The organism is Brevibacillus composti (assembly GCF_016406105.1).
Classification (GTDB): domain Bacteria; phylum Bacillota; class Bacilli; order Brevibacillales; family Brevibacillaceae; genus Brevibacillus; species Brevibacillus composti.
Genome location: NZ_CP066308.1, coordinates 429,112 through 448,057, shown reverse-complemented (window position 1 = coordinate 448,057; position 18,946 = coordinate 429,112). Strand labels below are relative to the sequence as shown.

15 protein-coding genes, 3 pseudogenes and 1 riboswitch are annotated in these 18,946 nt (G+C 54.0%); of the genes and pseudogenes, 2 read left to right on the top strand and 16 right to left on the bottom strand.

Features of this window, described 5'->3' with window-relative positions; translation table 11 throughout:
• Positions 1-66: 66 nt before the first annotated feature.
• From JD108_RS02410 to JD108_RS02370, 8 genes and pseudogenes are all read right to left on the bottom strand, one after another.
• Positions 67-1,713 (bottom strand): peptide ABC transporter substrate-binding protein, encoded by a 1,647-nt coding sequence (locus JD108_RS02410; protein ID WP_198828423.1) that lies wholly within the window; start codon positions 1,711-1,713, stop codon positions 67-69.
• Positions 1,714-1,955: 242 nt separating this feature from the next.
• Positions 1,956-2,795 carry a MetQ/NlpA family ABC transporter substrate-binding protein gene (locus tag JD108_RS02405; RefSeq protein ID WP_198828422.1) on the bottom strand — a complete coding sequence of 280 codons (840 nt, stop codon included), beginning with the start codon at positions 2,793-2,795 and terminating at the stop codon, positions 1,956-1,958.
• A gap of 80 nt (positions 2,796-2,875) precedes the next feature.
• A complete protein-coding gene (locus JD108_RS02400) occupies positions 2,876-3,535 on the bottom strand; it encodes a methionine ABC transporter permease (protein WP_198828421.1) in 660 nt (219 codons plus the stop codon).
• Positions 3,536-4,549 (bottom strand): methionine ABC transporter ATP-binding protein, encoded by a 1,014-nt coding sequence (locus tag JD108_RS02395; RefSeq protein WP_198828420.1) that lies wholly within the window; start codon positions 4,547-4,549, stop codon positions 3,536-3,538.
• 83 nt (positions 4,550-4,632) lie between these two features.
• Positions 4,633-4,750, bottom strand: a riboswitch (SAM riboswitch).
• An 84-nt stretch (positions 4,751-4,834) separates the two neighbouring features.
• Entirely contained in the window at positions 4,835-5,083 is a 249-nt protein-coding gene (locus JD108_RS02390; RefSeq protein ID WP_228728395.1) for a Ger(x)C family spore germination C-terminal domain-containing protein, read from the bottom strand.
• Between the two features lie 73 nt (positions 5,084-5,156).
• Positions 5,157-5,360 (bottom strand): annotated as a pseudogene (locus JD108_RS02385) (GerAB/ArcD/ProY family transporter); the annotation flags it as partial.
• Positions 5,333-6,468, bottom strand: a pseudogene (locus JD108_RS02380) (spore germination protein). The pseudogenes JD108_RS02385 and JD108_RS02380, both read right to left, overlap by 28 nt.
• Positions 6,469-6,548: 80 nt before the next feature.
• Positions 6,549-7,550 (bottom strand): LCP family protein, encoded by a 1,002-nt coding sequence (locus tag JD108_RS02370; RefSeq protein WP_407649394.1) that lies wholly within the window; start codon positions 7,548-7,550, stop codon positions 6,549-6,551.
• Positions 7,551-7,742: 192 nt separating this feature from the next.
• Between JD108_RS02370 and JD108_RS02365 the strand changes: the two genes are divergently transcribed.
• Positions 7,743-8,990 carry an MFS transporter gene (locus JD108_RS02365; RefSeq protein WP_198828417.1) on the top strand — a complete coding sequence of 416 codons (1,248 nt, stop codon included), beginning with the start codon at positions 7,743-7,745 and terminating at the stop codon, positions 8,988-8,990.
• 146 nt (positions 8,991-9,136) lie between these two features.
• Here the strand turns inward: JD108_RS02365 and JD108_RS02360 are convergent, their stop codons facing one another.
• The 8 genes and pseudogenes from JD108_RS02360 to JD108_RS02325 all read right to left on the bottom strand — a co-directional run bounded on the left by JD108_RS02360 (position 9,137) and on the right by JD108_RS02325 (position 17,034).
• Positions 9,137-10,009: an aldo/keto reductase gene (locus JD108_RS02360; protein ID WP_198828416.1), complete on the bottom strand. Its 873-nt coding sequence runs from the start codon at positions 10,007-10,009 to the stop codon at positions 9,137-9,139.
• A gap of 70 nt (positions 10,010-10,079) precedes the next feature.
• A complete protein-coding gene (locus JD108_RS02355; RefSeq protein ID WP_198828415.1) occupies positions 10,080-10,511 on the bottom strand; it encodes a BrxA/BrxB family bacilliredoxin in 432 nt (143 codons plus the stop codon).
• A 208-nt stretch (positions 10,512-10,719) separates the two neighbouring features.
• Positions 10,720-11,524 (bottom strand): annotated as a pseudogene (locus tag JD108_RS02350) (bile acid:sodium symporter family protein); the annotation flags it as partial.
• A 104-nt stretch (positions 11,525-11,628) separates the two neighbouring features.
• Complete coding sequence (gene rnjA / locus JD108_RS02345) at positions 11,629-13,281, bottom strand: ribonuclease J1 (RefSeq protein WP_267459291.1); 1,653 nt, start codon at positions 13,279-13,281, stop codon at positions 11,629-11,631.
• A gap of 358 nt (positions 13,282-13,639) precedes the next feature.
• Complete coding sequence (locus tag JD108_RS02340; protein ID WP_198828414.1) at positions 13,640-14,263, bottom strand: SCO family protein; 624 nt, start codon at positions 14,261-14,263, stop codon at positions 13,640-13,642.
• A gap of 26 nt (positions 14,264-14,289) precedes the next feature.
• Complete coding sequence (locus tag JD108_RS02335; RefSeq protein WP_198828413.1) at positions 14,290-14,607, bottom strand: rhodanese-like domain-containing protein; 318 nt, start codon at positions 14,605-14,607, stop codon at positions 14,290-14,292.
• A gap of 69 nt (positions 14,608-14,676) precedes the next feature.
• Positions 14,677-15,702, bottom strand: coding sequence for a cytochrome d ubiquinol oxidase subunit II (locus tag JD108_RS02330; RefSeq protein WP_198828412.1), 1,026 nt, complete (start codon positions 15,700-15,702; stop codon positions 14,677-14,679).
• A gap of 18 nt (positions 15,703-15,720) precedes the next feature.
• Positions 15,721-17,034: a cytochrome ubiquinol oxidase subunit I gene (locus JD108_RS02325; protein ID WP_198828411.1), complete on the bottom strand. Its 1,314-nt coding sequence runs from the start codon at positions 17,032-17,034 to the stop codon at positions 15,721-15,723.
• 441 nt (positions 17,035-17,475) lie between these two features.
• On the opposite strand from JD108_RS02325, the gene JD108_RS02320 reads away from it, so the two are divergent.
• Positions 17,476-18,828, top strand: a complete 1,353-nt coding sequence (locus JD108_RS02320) for an ISLre2 family transposase (RefSeq protein ID WP_198826639.1) — start codon at positions 17,476-17,478, stop codon at positions 18,826-18,828.
• The last annotated feature ends 118 nt before the right edge of the window (positions 18,829-18,946 follow it).

Genomic DNA, 18,946 nt, shown 5'->3' with positions numbered 1-18,946 from the left:
GTTTGCTATGGTTGGTTCTCCGTCTTCTGCAATGATGCTGCTGCGAAGTAGACGTCTTTCCGGCAATTACTGAGTAATCTCAGCCCATTTCAGGTCGATAAACCCGAGTCCGTCTACCTGTACACCCTTTACTTTGTCGCTTTGTACCCATACGTCTACGTCCGTAAAGAGCGGGATGACGGGCATCGCGTCCATGATGATTTGCTCAGCCTCGGCAAACATCTGCTTGCGGGTCTCCGGATCCTTGGCGGTAGCCGATTGGGCCAGGAGCTCTTTGTAGCGGCTGTCTTCCCAGCCGGTGTCGTTGTTGCCGGTATTGGCGTCGCGGAACATCTCCAGGTAGTTGATCGGATCGTTGAAATCCGCATTCCAGCCGATACGGCCGATTTCATAGTTCAGCTCATGCATGTCTTGCAGATGCACTTTGAATTCTTTGTTCATCAGCTTCACATCGATGCCGAGTGCCTGTTTCCACTGATCTTGAATCGCTTCGGCAATTTTCTTGTGACGGTCGGTCGTATTGTAGGACAGAGTGATTGTCGGCAGCTCAGTGACCCCGAGCTCTTTCATGCCTTCCTCCAGAAGTTTCTTCGCTGTCTCTACATCGTTGTCTTTGAAGTAGCCCTCCGGCTTGATAATCATCGATTGCGGCAGGATACCCATCGTAGGAACCTGGCCTACCTGGGTGACGTTATCCACGATTGCTTGACGATTGACGGCCATTGCCAAAGCTTTGCGGATTTTTACATTGCTCAGCGGCCCTTTGGTGGTATTGATTTTATACCAGTACATGGTCGCTTTCGGATGGACAACCAGCTTGCCTGCATCCTTCAAAGCAGGAATTGCGTCTGTCGGGAGGCCGCTCAGCGGCTGACCAGCCCAATCGAGCTCGCCGTTTTCAAACATGGAGAGGGCGGTATTGTCGTCCTCGATCATCACGAATTCGATCTTCTCCAGCTTGACGACGTCTTTCTCCCAGTAGTTTTCGTTTTTCTCCAGAACGATCTTGGCTTTATGCTCCCAAGACGTCATTTTGAAAGGTCCGTTTCCTACATGCGTAGCCGCTTCGATGGCCCATTTCGGATTGGCTTCGACTACTTTTTTATTCACCGGGAAGTAGGTGTAAAAAGCGGTCAGTTCCAGGAAGAAAGGCGTAGGGTTTTCCAGCGTGACTTCCAGTGTCTTGTCATCCAGGGCTTTCACGCCCAGGGTATCGGCGCTTGCTTTGCCGGTATGGACCTTTTCAGCGTTCTTGATGTAGTAGAGCTGGTAGGCATACTCAGCGCCCAGGTTGGGGTCGAGAACGCGTTTCCAGGCGAATTCAAAGTCATGAGCGGTGACGGGGTCGCCATTGCTCCATTTGGAATCGCGAATCGTAAACGTGTAAGTAAGCATGTCATCGGAGATCTTCACATCGCTGGCGACAGAATTCATCGGCTTGGCGTCTTTGTCCAGACGGGTCAGGCCGTCAAAGGTCGCGCGGACGATGGCTCCCGAGGTTGCGTCTTTGGCCAGACCAGGGTCGGCTGTAGACGGCTCACTGGTCAGGTTGGCGCGGAAGATCTGTGGCACATTGGCGGCTGGCGCTGCCCCTTGTGTGTTCCCTGCCGCTTGCTCAGGCGTTGCTGTCTGTGTTCCGCCTGTTGAGCAGCCTGTCAGAGCTGCGCCGACGATCAGCGATAGCCCCAACATCATTGCGGAAAGCTTTTTCATCTGAAAATTCCCCCTTATCTAAAGAATGATGCAACCAAAATATACCTGCAAAAAGAGGGAATGGGAATGGGTTTTGTTTAGATTTAATTAAATTTTACGAATATTTTATCATATTATTAAAATATATAAACGAAACAGCGGGTCTGTTAGGGAATATAAAGGATTGTGAATAAGTGGCCGGCAAAAGAAAAAAGCACCCCGATCCATGATCAGAGTGCTAGTAAACAAGGTCGCTGGCTGCATTAGAATGCAGGGACAACCGCTCCTTGATAAGTGTCCTCGATGAACTTTTTCACTTCTGGCGTGTTCAGAGCTTTCGCCAGCTTTTGAATCGCTTCGGAATCTTTGTTGTCCGGACGCGCTACCAGGTAGTTGGCATACGGAGATTCTTTGTCTTCGATGAACAGCGCATCTTTGGTCGGAACCAGTTTGGCTTCCAGCGCGTAGTTGGTGTTGATCAGCGCGAGGTCAACCTCGTCCAGTACGCGTGGCAGCATCGCTGCTTCTACCTCTTTGAATTGCAGGTTTTTCGCGTTTGCAACGATATCTTTCACCGTTCCGTTGATGCCTACGCCATCTTTCAGCTTGATCAGGCCTTGTTTTTCCAAGAGAGCCAGTGCGCGGCCGTTGTTGGTCACGTCGTTTGGCAGGGCCACTGTGGCGCCATCCGCCAGCTCGTCAACAGATTTCACTTTTTTGGAGTATCCGCCAAATGGCTCGATGTGTACAGCCACGACTTCTGTGAGCTCCATGTTTTGGTCTTTGTTGAACTGCTGCAGGTAAGGAAGATGCTGGAAGAAGTTTGCATCCAGCTGTTTTTCGTTCACTTGCACGTTGGGTTGAACGTAATCGGTAAATTCTTTGACCTCCAGGTTGACGCCTTCTTCTTTCAGCTTCGGCGCGACGAATTTCAGGATTTCGGCGTGCGGAACAGGCGTAGCCCCTACGTTCAGCGTAACTTCTTTTTGCTCGCCCTGGGAGCCGTTTGCTGCCGGCGCGGGAGCCGCTTCGTTTTTGCTGCCGCAAGCAGCCAGCGAGAATGCCAATACAGTGGACAGTACAGAAACTACCAGTTTCTTCACAGATGATTTCCCCTTTCTCTTTTACGAACGTTTTGTTCGAGTTTGTTTTTGATGCTTGCCTTCCCTATATGGACAAGATCTTACTTGCGGCTGAATTTGATCACGAGTCGATCGCCCAGCGTTTGCAAGATCTGAACCAACACCAGCAAAATGAATACCGTCACAATCATGACATCCGTCTGGAATCTCTGGTAGCCGTAGCGGATCGCCAGGTCTCCGAGACCGCCTCCCCCGATGACGCCTGACATCGCCGTGTAAGAGACCAGCGCCACGGTCGTGATGGTGATCCCCGCGATCAAGCCCGGCCGGGATTCCGGCAAGAGAACGCTGCGGATAATCTGCCAGTTGCTGGCCCCCATCGACTGAGCCGCTTCGATTACGCCTTTGTCCACCTCACGGAGCGAGGTTTCCACCAGTCTGGCGAAAAACGGCGCGGCGCCGATGACCAGGGGGGGAATCGAGCCTTTTACCCCGAGCGAAGTGCCCACGAGCATCTTCGTCACCGGAATCAGCAAGATCATCAGGATAATAAAGGGTACGGAACGGAGCACGTTTACGATAAAGGATGAGATCGCATAAAACCAACGGTTGTCCAAAAGCTGTCCCCTCGAGGTGAGAAACAGCAAGATGCCCAGCGGAAGTCCGATAATCACCGTGAACAGGGTAGAGAAGCCCAGCATGGTAAGCGTATCGAGCGTCCCTCTCCAAATCTCCGCCAAATCCACATTTTCAAATGTCATCTAGATCACCTCTACTTCCAGCCCGCGCTGCCGCAGGGTCTCAACTGCCTTGTGGTTCTGCGCATCGTCTCCGCCCAATTCGACCACCAGCTGACCGTATGGGGTGTCTTTCATGCGCGAAATGGTCCCTTGCAAAATACTGAAGACAGTCCTTGTCTCCTGCATCGTCTGAAACAAAATCGGCTGGTACGTCTGTTCGCCGAGGAAAGTGACACGCAAGATCATTCTCTCTCCCGACTTCTTCTCGTGAGCGACGGCCTCGCGCAGCTCGCTGGAGTCTGCTACCTGTTCCACGAACTCCTGTGTCGTCGGATGCTGCGGCTTCAGGAACACATCGAGCACCTTGCCCGACTCCACGATCCGGCCGCCGTCGATCACGCCTACGCGGTCACAGATGGAGCGGATCACGTGCATCTCGTGGGTGATCAGCACGATGGTAAGTCCCAGCTTGCGGTTAATATCGAGCAAGAGGGCCAGGATGGAATTGGTCGTCTGCGGGTCCAGAGCGGACGTCGCCTCGTCGCAGAGCAGCACTTTGGGGTCGCTGGCCAGTGCACGCGCGATGCCGACCCGTTGCTTTTGCCCGCCTGACAACTGAGCCGGGTACTTGTCCCGATGTTCGCTGAGACCTACCAGCTCCAGCATTTCCTGTACCTTGCGATCAATCTCCGCTTTGGGCCGTTTGGCCAGCTTCAAAGGAAACGCGACGTTCTCGCCCACTGTAGCGGAGGAGAGGAGATTAAAATGCTGAAAGATCATGCCGATATGTCTGCGCTGTTCTTGAAGCTTGGCTTCGTCCAGCTTGGTCAAATCGACGCCATCGACGATCACGCTGCCCGCCGTCGGCTTCTCCAGCAGATTGATGCAGCGAATCAATGTACTTTTGCCGGCTCCGGAATGACCGATGACCCCGAAAATCTCTCCCTTTTCGATGGTGAGGTCAATTCCGCGCAAAGCTGGTATTGTTTTTCCATTTACCAGATAGTCTTTTTTTATGCCTTCCAACCGAATCATTCGTTCACCTCCGATTAATAGAAAAATCCCCTTTTTCACAAATGAAAAAGGGGCTGCACCGTTCTATACGATCGCATCCACCCTTCTCATCTATCAAGATTCTACAATCTTGTAGGAATTGGCACCGCGCCACCCATCGAAAATCGATGAGCCGGTTGCCGGGCTTCATAGGGCCTGTCCCTCCGCCTCTCTGGATAAGAAGAATTTCTACGCATATTCAATTCGACAGGATTTCATCGCTGATACGGATTATATGCCATACCAAAATAGAAAGTCAATGATAATTTAATCCATCACCCCGTTGCGGATAATTTTCACATCCACTTGATAGCGCATCTCCGCTTCCTGGAAAAGCCGGTGGAGATCCTTATGCGAAAGCGCTCGTCCGCCTCTGGTTTGGAAGCGATAGATCTCGCCAAAACCAAACGGGTCTACGCCCAGCTTCTGTATTTTCCCGACGACCTGGGCCAGCTCTTTCTTCATATTCTCTGCGAGGACCTTCTCCACTTTCTCTGCAACCTGGCTCTCCTCCAGTTTGAGAGGCTTGGAGGAACGTAAAGTAAAGATCGAGCAACAGCCAGATCGCCAAGAAGACGGCGATCATCGCATATCCGGTGATTACGCGGATCCCGCCCATAATCGTGTACCAGGCGAGAAACAGCAGGATGAGTCCCAGCAGCCATGTGGCGAGATTGGCAAACATCCAGGATTGGACGATCTCCACATATCCGCGGATGGTGGTCAGGGACATCGCGCTGAAGTATAGGATATACAGGGAGCTGATCACCCTGCCGATGAGTTTCCCATACACATCGTGATGGATGCCGTACAGGTCCGCCGAAGGGTATCTTCGCAGCGTCTGGCATATGACACCACGATCCCGATCGTCTGCCCGACCTTGGTCGGGAGCCTGGCCCCGGCTTCCCGGAGCAGTTCGATGATGACCTCCATCATGAGGGCTTCGAACAAAGGCGGAAACGGCACGCGAGCCCGCGACTGTGCCAGCGACAGCAAGAGATCTGCAGGGATCATCTCGTAGTGAAAGGTGAGGGCCGCCACGTAGATCGGCGTGAGAAGAAGAGACGCCATCATCGCCCCCATCCGCAGCAGCCGGGTAAACGTGCCTATATTCCAACGGAAATAATAATCATCCGGTGACTCAAAAAAATGAATCAAGGCTGTGGAAGCCAGGATCACAAAAGACCCTCCCTGCACCAGGATCGCAATCTGGCCGTTGCTGAGGCCATCTGCCACCCGATCAGGCCTCTCTGTCAGCATAAAGGACGGGAAAACTGATTTTTCATTGTCAGCGATGTACTGACTGAGCATCGTACTGTCGATCAGCCCGCTAGACTCCAGGTCTTTGATGCGCTGGCGGACTGTTTTCAGATTCTCCTGGTTGACGATCCCCTCCAGGTAAAGTAGCGCCACTTCTTGGGGCACGCTTTCTCCGATCCAGAGCCGCTCGTGAAACAACTGGACAGTCGACAGGTACTTCCTAATCAACGCAATATTGGTATCCAGGTCTTCGACGAACGCCTGCTGTGGACCGAGAACATTCGTCTTGACTCCGGCCTGTCAATACTCCGCTTATTTTCTGCGGAGATGGGAATCGCCACTCCATAGGGAGCTTTTTGAATGTGTATGTAGATAGAGCCGCTTAGCAGGTGTTCGATCACCATCTCTTGTCGGGAAACCCGTTGCGAGGCGGGAACAACCAGATGTTTCTCCACTTCTTCGATCGTGACCGTCTGGAGCGGCAGTCCCTGAAGCTGCGGCAACACCTGGGTGTAAATCAGCTTCTTATCCACCATGCTGCTCAGAAAATAGATGCGCACACGGCCGTCCTGCCCATCTACATACTCGATCCGAAGATCAGCCGTATGAGAAAACCACTTGCGAGTGAGCTCAGCATCCAAGCCTGTTCCCTCCTATCTGGCAGGATAACGCTAGTTTTCCCCAATTTCCCGGAAACATGGCAAAAAGAAAAGCGACACGCTTAGGCAGGCGTGTCGCTTTTCTTTTCTGGGGAGCTCGCCGCTGGGGGCTGCTCCGTTTTTTCCGGAGGCAGCAGCGCTTTTTCCACGAACTGCTGCACCTTTTGCACATCTGGTATCAGAACCGAGCCCGCCCGGTGAGACTCGCGGAACGCTCCCATGGGCGGCAGCTGATACTGTCCGGGAGAGCTGGTGTCCAAAGAGAGTCCCAGACCTGCCAGCTTGATCATATCCATCGAACTGATATTGGTCTGCACGTAGGGGGTGACCTGTTTCAGTATCGAGGGAAGCTGCAGCAGCGTCGTGCCTGACTTCATCTGGCTGGCCAGAGCGGACATGAGCTTCCGCTGCCGCTCCGTGCGTGTGTAATCCGAAGTGGCATCGTGACGGAAGCGGACATACTGCAGCGCTTTGGTGCCGTCCAGCCGCTGATACCCTTTTTTCAAATGAATGTCGTAGGCGCCTTTGTCGGTCGGATCACGGTAACGCATATCCTTTTCCACATCGATCTCGACACCGCCTACGGCGTCGATCAGATGCTTGAAGCCTTCAAAGTCGGTAATCACGTAGCGGTCTACGGAAAGTCCGGTCAGCTGGCTGACAGTCTGCATGGCCAGCTCCGGCCCTCCCTCCACGATCGCGCTGTTGATCCGGGAGCTGCCGTGTCCAGGTATTTTTACATACGTGTCGCGGAGAATGGAAAACAGATCATAGCGCTTGGTCACGGGGTCGACGCTGACCAGCATCATCGAGTCAGAACGAGGCAGTCCGCTGTTTTTCATGCCGCGTCTGTCTACGCCCATCAAGAGGATATTGACCCTTTCCTTTCCGTCCCACACCGGCAACTCCGCAGCCTTGGTCTCACCAGGCTCCTGCCGATGATCCACCACATTCGGATGTTGAATGTCTTCGGCAAATTGGTAAAATGCGTATCCATAATATCCGCCCGCTGCAATTCCGATCAAGAGCAGAAACAGCAATAGTCGTTTGATTTTCCGAATCAAGCAAAACTCCACCTTTTTTCTATCTGGTTAAACTTTTTTCGATTCATTCGTTTAGTATACGCCGAATCCTATGAAAATGGGGCAGCCTATATTTGCCTGATCCACCCTATTTAATTAAACATTTTAGTTTACAATATATAATAAATGGGGTATACTCTTTCCAAAACCTACCGCAAAAGCGAGGTGCTCACCATGATCTCACCGCGGGCGTGGCTTCATCGCTACCCTCGTGAAGCCTGGCTTTTTCTGGCTGCCAGCTTCCTCAATTCATCCGGCAGTGCCTTTATGTGGCCCTTGACCACCCTTTACGTTCACACGCAGCTGCACCGCTCCATGACCGAGGCCGGTTTCGTCCTGATGCTGCAGTCTCTGGCCGGCATGGTCGGTCAATTCACGGGGGGCAGCCTGTTTCACCGCATCGGAGCCAAGCATCTGATCGTCGGCTCCCTGATGCTGCAAGCGGGCTGCATGCTGGGAATCCTGTTTACCGACAACTGGTATGGGTACATCGGCTTTATGGTCGGTCTCGGCTTTTTATTTAATGTGTCCAATCCGGCCATTCAAGCCTTTATCGGATTTCGCTGGAAGGAGCGCAGACGCGAGCTGTTCAACATCGTCTACGTGGGAAATAATCTGGGGATGGCTGTAGGCACTTCTTTGGCCGGCATCATTGCCGCCCTCTCCTTTGACTTCACCTTTTTGTTCAACAGTATCAGCACGATGCTGTTTGCCGCATTCTTCTTTTCGTTCATGCGCCGCATGTCCCATGAGGAGCTCATCGGCCATCCGGAGCCCACAGCCGGGCTCAAGCAGCGTCAGGGCTCCCTTCAGCTGCTATCGCGCTATCGGATCTACCTGTTCATGGGCCTCGGCTCGGCGTTTATCTTTTTTTCGACGACGGTCTGGAATACCGGCGTCGCTCCGCACCTCACCTCAGCGGGCTTGCCTCTTGCCGCTTACAGCTGGTTGTGGACGATCAACGGCATCATTATTTTTGCCGGTCAGCCGGTGATTTCGCTGCTCAAAAAGTGGATGCGCCAAAATCTCTCCTCCCAGCTCGTGGCGAGTGCGGTTTTGTACGGCACCGGATTTGGATTCATGCTGCTTTTTCATGAAAATTATGCAGCTTTTGTCATCGGCATGCTAATTACGACATTTGGCGAGATGCTGATTGCTCCTACGGTTCCGACCTTCATCACTGAAAAAACCGGCGAGTCGGCACCATTTTATCTGGGGGCCGTCGGGGCCATCACATCGGGGGGACGTCTCCTCGGGCCGCTCTTCTTCGGGCAGATGTACGATGCCGGCGGGATCGTCCCGTCGCTGACACTGGCTGCCGTCATCTGTGCCGCTGCTGTCGTGCTGTGCCTGATCCACGCTTCGTTTCACCGGGAGCCTCGGGAGCACCGGGAGCAAACAGCACAGGCAGACGCAGTCTAGCGCATACAGGCAAAAATGGCGCAAAGGCCAGCCTATCGCGGGCAACGGTGGGAGACGGATGGAGCTGACCTGCTCCTGATCGCCATAAAAAAACGCGGGACACAGCTCCCGCGTTTTTTTGGTATGTCCCGGCAAACACTCCTGTCTTACCAGGACAGCTCCGGCAACTGGTACCACTCGCCGGACATCCATTCGCGCCCTTTCCAGCGGAGGACATCCGGGCGTACCAGCGGCATGATTTCCTGAAAGAATTGGACCCGTTCGATATCGGTCATCGGCACAAAGCGATTGGCCGCCGCGACATCCGCTTCCAGCTCGCTCATTTTGCTCACGCCCAGGATCGCCGTCGACACCGGCAAGCTCCAGGTGTAGCGGAGCGCTTGCTCTGTCCACGGAGCCAGCTGTCCCAGGGCCATTACCTTCATCCCGATCACAGCCACGCCTTTTTCCACTGCGAGCGGAACGAACTCGTGGGCGAAGCTGTAGATGAAATGATCCAGCCCCGACAGCGCGACCAGCGCACTGTCAAACGGAAAGCGGCGAATCGCTTCCGCCAGCAGCCGGGGGTCGGTATGTCCGCTGATGCTCAACTTGCGGACCAGCCCCTGCTCGCGGGCCTCCAGCAGCGCTTCCAGCGCCCCGCCTTTGGCAAAGACGGCTTCCAGATCATGCGGCTTCATGATGTTGTGGATCCGCCACTCATCGATGTACTCGGTGCCCAGTCTCTTCAGGCTTCCCTCCAGGTCTTTCAGGGCCATGTCTCTGGTGCGGTGTCCCGTTTTGGTCGCGATCCACACCCGGTCGCGCAGACCGCGAAGACCCAGACCCACGCGCTGTTCCGACTGTCCGTCGCTATAGCTGGGCGCCGTATCGAAGTAGTTGACACCCAGCTCGACGGCACGGCGCAGGATGGCTACGGCCTGTTCCTCCGTGCAGTCATGCTCGTCCACGATTCGCTGGGCGCCAAAGCCCAGCAGGGAAACCTGATGAGGATCCCGGCCAAATGAACGCGTAAGCATATTCCTTCATCCTTCCTCGAAAAAGTCCGTTGATGGAAGGAGACGCTCCCCGGGGAGCGTCTCGACAAGATTAATCGCAGTATTTATCGTATGCGTCGGTCAACAGCTTGGAAATCGTGCCGAGATCGTTGTTCTCGATCTGGTGGCGCTCGATCATCGTCATGATCTTGCCGTCCTTCATCAGGGCAAAGGATGGCGAAGATGGCGGATAGCCTTCGAAATACTCGCGAGCTTTCGCGGTGGCTTCCTTATCCTGTCCAGCGAACACCGTATAGAGATGGTCAGGTTTTTTCGCGTGGTTCAGGGAATGAGCGACAGCTGGACGTGCCAGGCCCGCTGCACAGCCGCAGACGGAGTTGACCACGACCAGCGCGGTTCCTTTCAGCTCGGAGAGGGCTTTTTCCACTTCTTCCGGCGTTTTCAGTTCGGTAAAACCTACGCGTGTCAGCTCGTCACGCATCGGCTGGATGACTTGACTCATGTATGCCTCATAAGACATCATTGGGCATTCTCTCCTTTGTTATGTTACGTTTCACTTTCCCTCTATTATACCCTTTCTTGGGAAGAAGGAGAATGTCGGAAGTGTCACCGGCAAAGAATCTGTCTGCATAGCGATAAATTTCCGGCTCGCGATCCTCTCAAATCATGTATGCATACGTCGCCAATCCGGGGAAAGAGACACATGACAAAAAAACTGTGACCCGATTCGGTCACAGTTCTGTTTTTACATCGGAGGTATCCTTGTCGTTCTTTATGCGGCTGAAAATCGTCGCCACAATCGGGCCGGAAATATTATGCCAGACGCTGAAAATCGCGCTCGGGACAGCGGACAGCGGCGAGAAATGAGCCGTGGCGATCGCTACGCCCAACCCGGAGTTTTGCATGCCCACTTCGATGGAGATCGCTTTTTGTTTCGCCCGGTCCATGCCGAACAGCTTGCCAAAGAGGAAGCCGAGCAAGAGGCCCAGACCGTTATGCAGGATAACGACAGCAAAAATAGCCAGACCGGTTGTCGCAATGTTTTGCTGGCTGCCCGCGACGACCGCTGCGACGATGGCGACGATCGCAAAGGTAGAGATCAGCGGGAGAGCCTTGGCCCCGGCTTCCGCCGGTTTTTTAAACAGCGTTTTGACAATGAATCCAAGCACAATCGGAATGATCACAATTTGCAAAATGGACCAGAGCAGCGCGACCGCGTCTACCGGTACCCACTGGCTCGCAAACAGCAGAATCAATGCCGGCGTGACGATCGGTGCAAGCAAGGGTCGTCACGGATGTAACCGACACGGACAGGGGCACATCGCCTTTGGCCAGGTAGGTCATGACATTGGACGCCGTGCCGCCCGGGCAGCAGCCGACGAGAATCACGCCAACCGCGATCTCCGGCGGCAGTTGCAGCCCTTTGGCCAAACCAAAGGCGAGCAGCGGCATGATCAGAAATTGGCCCAGCACCCCAATCGCCACATCCTTGGGGCGGCGAAACACTTCGCGGAAATCGGACGGCGATACCGTCAGAGTATCCAATATAAATTGGCTATTGCACCTAACACGATTGGCTATAACAACAAAGGCCACTCTCACATGCTGCCTCATGAGAATGACCTCTTGCTGTAGGACTGTTACACTTCCATCAATATCGTCAGGATCATCGGATTGCGCCCTGTTTTTTCATAAATAAATGGCTTGATCACTTCATTGATTTGCGACTTCAATTCCGACCATTCCTTGATTTTCTTATCCAGCGCTTCCTGCAGACGCTGCCGCACCAGCACGGTCGCCTCCTGGATCAATGACTCCGATCCGCGCACGTAGACGAACCCGCGGCTGACAATGTCCGGGCCGGTCAAAATCTTGAAGTTCTTCATATCCAGGCTGACGACGACGACCATCAGGCCATCCTCTGCCAGATGCTTGCGGTCCCGGAGAACGATGTTGCCGACGTCGCCCACGCCGCTGCCGTCGATCAGCACGATTCCGGCCGGCACCTTGCTCAGCCAGGCTTTCTCGCGGGTGCAGTTCAGGACATCGCCGTTGTCCATGATAAAGATGTTGCTCTCTTCGATGCCCACCTGCTGTGCCAGCTTGGAGTGCGTCTTCAGCATCCGGTACTCCCCGTGAATCGGGATAAAATACTTCGGCCGGATGAAGTTGAGCATCAGCTTCAGCTCTTCGCTGCTGCCGTGACCGGAAGCGTGAATGTCAAAGACGGAGCTGAGCACGACATTGGCGCCTGCCCGGTACAGCTTGTCAATCGTGCGGCTGACATTGACCGTATTTCCCGGAATGGGCGAAGCCGAAATGATCACGGTGTCCTCCGGGTAGATCGTGACGCTGCGGTGCGAACCGGAAGCGATCCTCGTCAGGGCCGCCATCGGCTCGCCCTGGCTGCCTGTGCAGATGATCAGCACCTGGTTGTCCGCGTAGTTGTCGATGTGCTTGATGTCGATCAGCATGCCCTCCGGCATGGTGATGTAGCCCAGCTCTTGTCCGATCAGAAAAACCTTCTCCATGCTGCGGCCGATCACGGCTACTTTGCGGTTGCATTCGGCGGCGGCATCCACGACTTGCTGCAAGCGGTGCACGTTGGACGCGAAGGTGGCCAGGATAATCCGTCCCTTCGCCTTTTGCACCACATCCAAAATGCCTTCGCCCACGGTCCGCTCCGACATGGTGAAGCCGTAGCGTTCGCTGTTGGTGCTGTCGGAGAGGAGCGCCAGCACATCCCCCGAGCTGCCGATCCGGGCGATTTTGCCGTACTCCGTGGTTTTCCCGACCGGGGTCATATCGAACTTGAAGTCTCCCGTGTGGATGACCATGCCTTCCGGTGTATGCAGCACCACGCCATAAGAATCCGGGATGCTGTGGTTGGTCCGGAAGAACGATGCCTTCATGTGCTGGAAGGGGATCTCCGTATCCTCCGAAATCGGGATCATGGTCACATCATTTTGCATCCGATGCTCTTCCAGCTTTGCCTTCACCAAGCCCAGGGTAAGACGTCCGCCGTAGATCGGCACCTTGATTTGCTTCAGGACATACGGAATGGCTCCGATGTGGTCCTCATGGCCGTGCGTCAGCAACAGCGCCTTGATTTTATGCTGGTTGGCCACCAGATACGAAACGTCCGGGATGACCAAGTCGATTCCAAACATCTCGTTTTCGGGGAATTTCACCCCGCAATCGATGATCACGATCTCGTCTTCGTACTCGACACAGTACATATTTTTTCCGATTTCGCCGAGACCGCCCATCGCGAAAATCTTTACGTCACTCAATCTGCTTTCCTCCTACCTCAACGTGCATGTTTTGTTGGAAACCCGAACCAATGCATGCCACTTCTATTGTATCACAACGCGAGGGGTTCTTTTCATGTTGACTTGCTAAATTTCAGGACCAGACAGCGCCGCGTCTGCCGGCCATTTGCATAATATTTCTACATAACCTCGGCGCCATACCTGCCGCAGCCTCTTCCTCGGCACACCCTCTCTATTTCGCCCCCTCCCTCGCCCTACTGGCCGAACGCTTTTTACGGATAGCGAAAAATCCCTCAGGAGGCAAAAGCAAGACCGCTTCCGCTCCTGAGGGATGGCTGATTCCGTTCGCGCCAGCCGGCCGCGAACGCCCTATTTCTTTTTATTTAGCCAACTGCTTCATCTCTTGCAGGATCAAATCCATGTCCATATCGGATGCCATGCCGTACGCCCGGCGCATGCTCCCATCCTTGTCGACCAGGAAGATCCGGGCGGTATGGGCGAAGGAGCCGTCCGGCTGCTTCAATGTGGCCATGCCGAAGTCTTTGGTCACGGTGGCAATCTCAGCCTCTTCGCCCCGCAGGAAATACCAGCCGCTAAAATCGACGTTGAACTGCTCGGCGTATTTTTGCAGGACCTCCGGCGTGTCTCGCTCGGGGTCAAACGTAATCGTGACAAACTCCACCTTGCTGCCAAAGAGTCCTTCTGCTTTCAATTGCTCCTGCAGCTTGGACATATTGAAAGTGGTCGCCGGGCAGATGTCCGGACAATGGGTAAACATGAATTCTACCAACCGCACTTTTTTATTGTGCTCGTAAAAGTTGTAAGCAGAGCCGTCAATGCTGTCCAAAGTAAAATCGTTCATCTGCTTCAAGACAGGAATCTGGCTCTTTTGCCAATATTGATAGCCAAACACGCCGACGATCAGCAGCGCCAGCACTCCGGCTGCGATGACAAACCAGTACCGCTGCCAAAAGGATGGCTGCTCTCGAGTCACTTCACTCACAATATCCCTCTCCCTGTACAGTCTCTCTATTCGACCTCTTTTTCTCCCGGCCAGGCCAGCATGCCGCCTACCATATTGGCCGCGTCAAAGCCCAGACTGGTCAAATACTCGGTCGCCATATGGCTGCGTGCGCCGCTGCGGCATACCAGCACGACGGGCACGTCCTTATCCAACTCATCTGTCTGATGAGGCAAAAAGCCGAGCGGAATCAGTCTCGCCTCTTTGATATGGCCGGCGTTCCACTCTTCTACTTCGCGCACATCCACTACCTGCAGCTTCTCGTTGGCTGCCAGCTTTTCCATCAGTTCCTGCGGGGTTATTTCCTTTACGCCTTGATCGCTCATCTGCTATAGCCTCCTGTATTTGGGGGTATTCACTGGATATCATGTCTTCCATCATACCATACCGCAGGACTATTTTTGAATCGGACGGCCCTGCACGTACTTGGCGTCAAACAGGAACAGCTTCAAGAGCAGAACCAGAGACGGAATCAAGAGGAAAAGACCGGCGATCAAGCCGATGACCAGCGCCTGCCCCATGGCCGGACTGTTGATGCTGTCCGTAATCGTGACATAGGGGTAGAGCAGGTACGGCAGATGAGCGTTGCCGTAGCCGAAAAAGGCGAAGGCGAACTGCAGCATGACCAGGATGAACGCCCAGCCGTAGCTGCGCTTTTTCAACTGCAGGGCCAAGGCGCCGCAAAAGCTGGCAAACGACAGCAGAAACAGCCAGCTCACGTCCATCATCTTGTCAAAATGCTCGGGGTTGTGCCGATGGATCGAGAGAAAGACCAGGAAGCTGGCAAAGATCGTCGGCAAGCTCCAGGCGATGGCAAACGAGCGCAGCAGCTTGACCGCGGCGGTATCCTGGGCCCGCTTGGCGTAAAAGGTGAGGAAGCTCGCGCTGATGTAGAGCACGCTGACCAGCGCCAGCGCCACGACCGCCCACGAATAGGAGCTGGTGAGCAGCTTGCCCATATTCAGGACGATCTCTCCGCCAGCGGTCTGCTCGATATAGCCCCCTTCAGAGATGGTCAGGACCGTCGACAGCGAGGCTGGAATAAACAGGCCGGTCACCCCGTAGACGAACAGGTAGGCGGTGCTGTTCCGCGCTCCGTAATGGGCAAAGGCGTAGAAGGAGCCGCGCAGCGACTGCAGGATGAGAAAGATGCTCCCCGGCACCAGCAGGGCGGTTCCGTAGTAGTAGGCGGTATCCGGGAAAAAGCCGATCAACCCGACCATGAAGAAGATCAGAAATACGTTGGTCACCTCCCATACCGGCGACAGATAACGCTCGATGATCGCGCTGACGATGTGGTCGCGGCGGGTAATCTTGCAGAAAAACGAGAAGAACCCGGCGCCAAAGTCAATCGACGCGACGATAATGTAGCCGTACAGAAAGATCCACAGCACCGTAATCGCCAATGTTTCCAGAGACATGTCATTCCCTCCCTTCCGTTACTTGAGCTCCAGCTCCACCGGCTTGTTTTTAAACATACGCTTCAGCACCAGCGAGCAGACGATTGCCAGGAACGCGTACAAGAGGCTGAACAAAATCAGCATCTCCCCGACATTGTCTGCGGTCGTGGCCGCATGCTGGGTCTTCATGTAGCCGACGAGAATCCACGGCTGCCGGCCAATTTCGGAGAAAATCCACCCCAGCTCGATCGCCAGCATGGCCAGCGGAGCGCCCCAGAAGATGGCGTGGAGCAGCGCGCGGGGCACCTGCCCCTTTTTCCAGCGGCGCACGGCAAAGTAGAGAATCGGCACCGCCACCATGTACATCCCGATCAGGACCATGCCGTCAAAGAGATAGTGGATGAAAAGCGGCGGCCACAGCTCGCGCGGAATCTGATCCAGCCCCATTACCTCGCCGTTCGGCGATCCGGTCGCCAGGATGCTGAGCGCAAAAGGCAGCTTCAAAGCGCTTTTCACCTCCAGTGTCTCCGGGTCCAGCACCCCGCCCAGAATCAGCTCGGCCTGCGGCTTCGTCTCAAAATGCCACTCGGCGGCCGCCAGTTTGGCCGGTTGGTACTTTGCCAGATACTTTCCGGCGAAATCGCCGTACAAAGCGGTGCCAAAGGAGAACAAGAGCGCCAGCGCGACAGTGAAAGTAAGGGCCTTGCGGTGGTACTCATGGGCATGGCCTTTCAGCAACTTCCAGGCCGCAATCGCTGCCAGCACAAAGGCGGACGTGGCATACGAAGAGAGGATCATATGGCCCGCTTTGGTCGGTGTGGCGGGGTTGAACATCGCCGCCAGCGGCTGCACGTCGACGATCGTCCCGTCCACCAGGGTAAAGCCTTGGGGCGCGTTCATAAACGCATTCACGGTCATGATAAAAAAAGCGGACGCGGTCGAGCCGATGACGACCGGGATTGAGAACAGCCAGTGAATGTACGGGTTTTTAAAACGGTCCCAGGTATACAGGTAGATGCCCAAAAAAATCGCTTCAAAGAAAAAGGCAAAGGTCTCTAAAAACAGGGGCAGCGCGATCGCCTCTCCGGCTACCTTCATAAAGCTTGGCCACAATAGACTGAGCTGCATCCCGATGCACGTCCCCGTCACGACACCGACCGCTACCGTGACCGTAAAGCCTTTCACCCAGCGGCGTGCCATTAGGATATACATCGGGTCTTTGCGCCGGATGCCCAGCCACTCCGCGATCGAAATGATAATCGGAATCCCGACGCCCAAGGCCGCGAAAATGATGTGAAAGCCCAGGGTCAAAGACGTCAGGATGCGAGCGAGCATGGTATTGTCCAGTTCCATCGTTGTCTCCCCTTCCCGAAAAACAACTTATTCACTATGCATATGTGTGAATGTGATCACAATCACTTTTATTATATGGCTCCCGGGGGCCACAGGTTGTGAACAAGGGAGGACGAATTAGTTACGGATTCGGGGCGAATTGGTTACGGAAAAAAGGCGGAATGACAATTTGTTATTTTTACATACCTATTTACGAAAAGTAATTTATTTTTACTTATTCAGTAATGTATAATCGCCTTGTATCTAATTAGGAAAAGGAGGTTGGAAAGATGGCAGCTTGTGGATGCGGACAAACCAAGAATCCTAGTATGAGTAAAATGTTCGTGGGCAAACCGAAAAGAAATTTTTGAAGAAAAATCAGTTGGAGGGTATAGAAAAGGGCTTCTCTTCTTGGTAAAGTGTAAAGCGCCAAAACCAAACACACCAAGGAGGAGAAACCCTGTGAGCAAGTTTACCACGGAATTTCCCACAATGAAAGAGCTTGAAACGTTGTTGTTTCGAACGTTGCAGGAACAGTTCGCTGCCGGTATGGCTTATATTTTGGAAGCGTTGGACGAGTATCTGATGCATCAACGGGATCATTCACGCTTTCGGCTGAAGGACCAACGAGAAGTCCAGATCGACACGCTCTTTGGTACGGTTCGATTCAAACGGCGATTGTATCAGGATCGCGTGAAGGGTCAACATGTGTATTTGTTGGATCGTATGCTGGCCTTTGACGGGCGGGAGAAGCTAAGCCCGTTTTTGGAAGAGATAGCGATCGAATTTGCTAGCCAAGGCCCCTCGTACCGGGACAGCGCAAAACGCTTGGAAGCGTTACTGGGGTATCGGGTACTGAGCCATGAGGCCATTCGGGACAAACTAATCACGCGGGTTGAACAAGCATCAACCATCGTGTCGAAAGCGACCCGAAGGTCGGTTCGCGTATTGTTTGTGGAAGTGGATGGACTTTACACCTCATTGCAGAGGCAACGCCAGCGGGGAATGGAAAATCGAATGGCGATTGTGCACGAAGGATGGGAACAAGAGGGGGACCGAGTGCGGCTTAGGTCGAAACGCCATTACCTGCATACGACGAAGGGAGAGTTCTGGGAAGGGTTTGGCGACTTTCTGGTTCGTCATTACGACATGGATGAAAACACATGGATCGTAGTCAATGGGGATGGGGCCAATTGGATTGGAGAATGCGAATCCTACTTTCACCGCTGTATTTACACACTGGATCGCTTTCATGTGGCGCGAGAATTGCGCCGATTCCTGGGTCAGTTGCCAGAGACGTGGCAGACGGTAAGGCAGGCGTTGGCGGCCTTTGAAGCGGATATCTTGCTGGCGACAGTAGAGTCCGTACCGGAGGAAAAGATTCTGGAAGAGCACCGGAACGAATGGCGGAAATACGTGGCCTATTTACGGCGGCATCGAAGGCATCTTATCGACTATCGAAAGGTTCTGGGTGAAGCTGGTATCGACACGACGGGCATGCGTCCAATGGGGAGTGCGGAAGCGCAAATGCGGGTGATGGCAAAAAGGACCAAACGAGGCGGCTACAGTTGGAGTGTACGGGGAGTACAAGCGATGTTGCGAGCCATTATGGCACGACAAGAGGGAAGTCGTTTGAGCGGCCAGGCGATAGCGAAGAAGCAAGTGTTACAGCCCAACCCAATGGTCCGAGTGAAGGACTTGCTACGGGAAGTGAAAGAGCAGGCAAAAGGCTATATAAACGGGACGATCCGCCTGTTGCACGGGCCATATCAAAGCAGCCCTACCGGGCTGGCCTTAAAAGCCCTTCGCGGATGAGGCAAAAATCGAGTGGAAGAAAGGAATCATACAAAAATAAAACGCTTTCAAGAAGAGGAAACCAGAAGTCTTATTTTGGAGACAAAAAAATCCTGCCCACTATGGCTTGACTCACACA

Bases quoted from the DNA above. Each gene is read 5' to 3' on its own strand.
- JD108_RS02410 (WP_198828423.1), bottom strand. From the start codon at position 1,713: ATGAAAAAGCTTTCCGCAATGATGTTGGGGCTATCGCTGATCGTCGGC.
- JD108_RS02400 (WP_198828421.1), bottom strand. From the start codon at position 3,535: ATGACATTTGAAAATGTGGATTTGGCGGAGATTTGGAGAGGGACGCTC.
- JD108_RS02395 (WP_198828420.1), bottom strand. From the start codon at position 4,549: ATGATTCGGTTGGAAGGCATAAAAAAAGACTATCTGGTAAATGGAAAA.
- JD108_RS02365 (WP_198828417.1), top strand. From the start codon at position 7,743: ATGATCTCACCGCGGGCGTGGCTTCATCGCTACCCTCGTGAAGCCTGG.
- JD108_RS02360 (WP_198828416.1), bottom strand. From the start codon at position 10,009: ATGCTTACGCGTTCATTTGGCCGGGATCCTCATCAGGTTTCCCTGCTG.
- JD108_RS02355 (WP_198828415.1), bottom strand. From the start codon at position 10,511: ATGATGTCTTATGAGGCATACATGAGTCAAGTCATCCAGCCGATGCGT.
- JD108_RS02335 (WP_198828413.1), bottom strand. From the start codon at position 14,607: ATGAGCGATCAAGGCGTAAAGGAAATAACCCCGCAGGAACTGATGGAA.
- JD108_RS02330 (WP_198828412.1), bottom strand. From the start codon at position 15,702: ATGTCTCTGGAAACATTGGCGATTACGGTGCTGTGGATCTTTCTGTAC.
- JD108_RS02325 (WP_198828411.1), bottom strand. From the start codon at position 17,034: ATGGAACTGGACAATACCATGCTCGCTCGCATCCTGACGTCTTTGACC.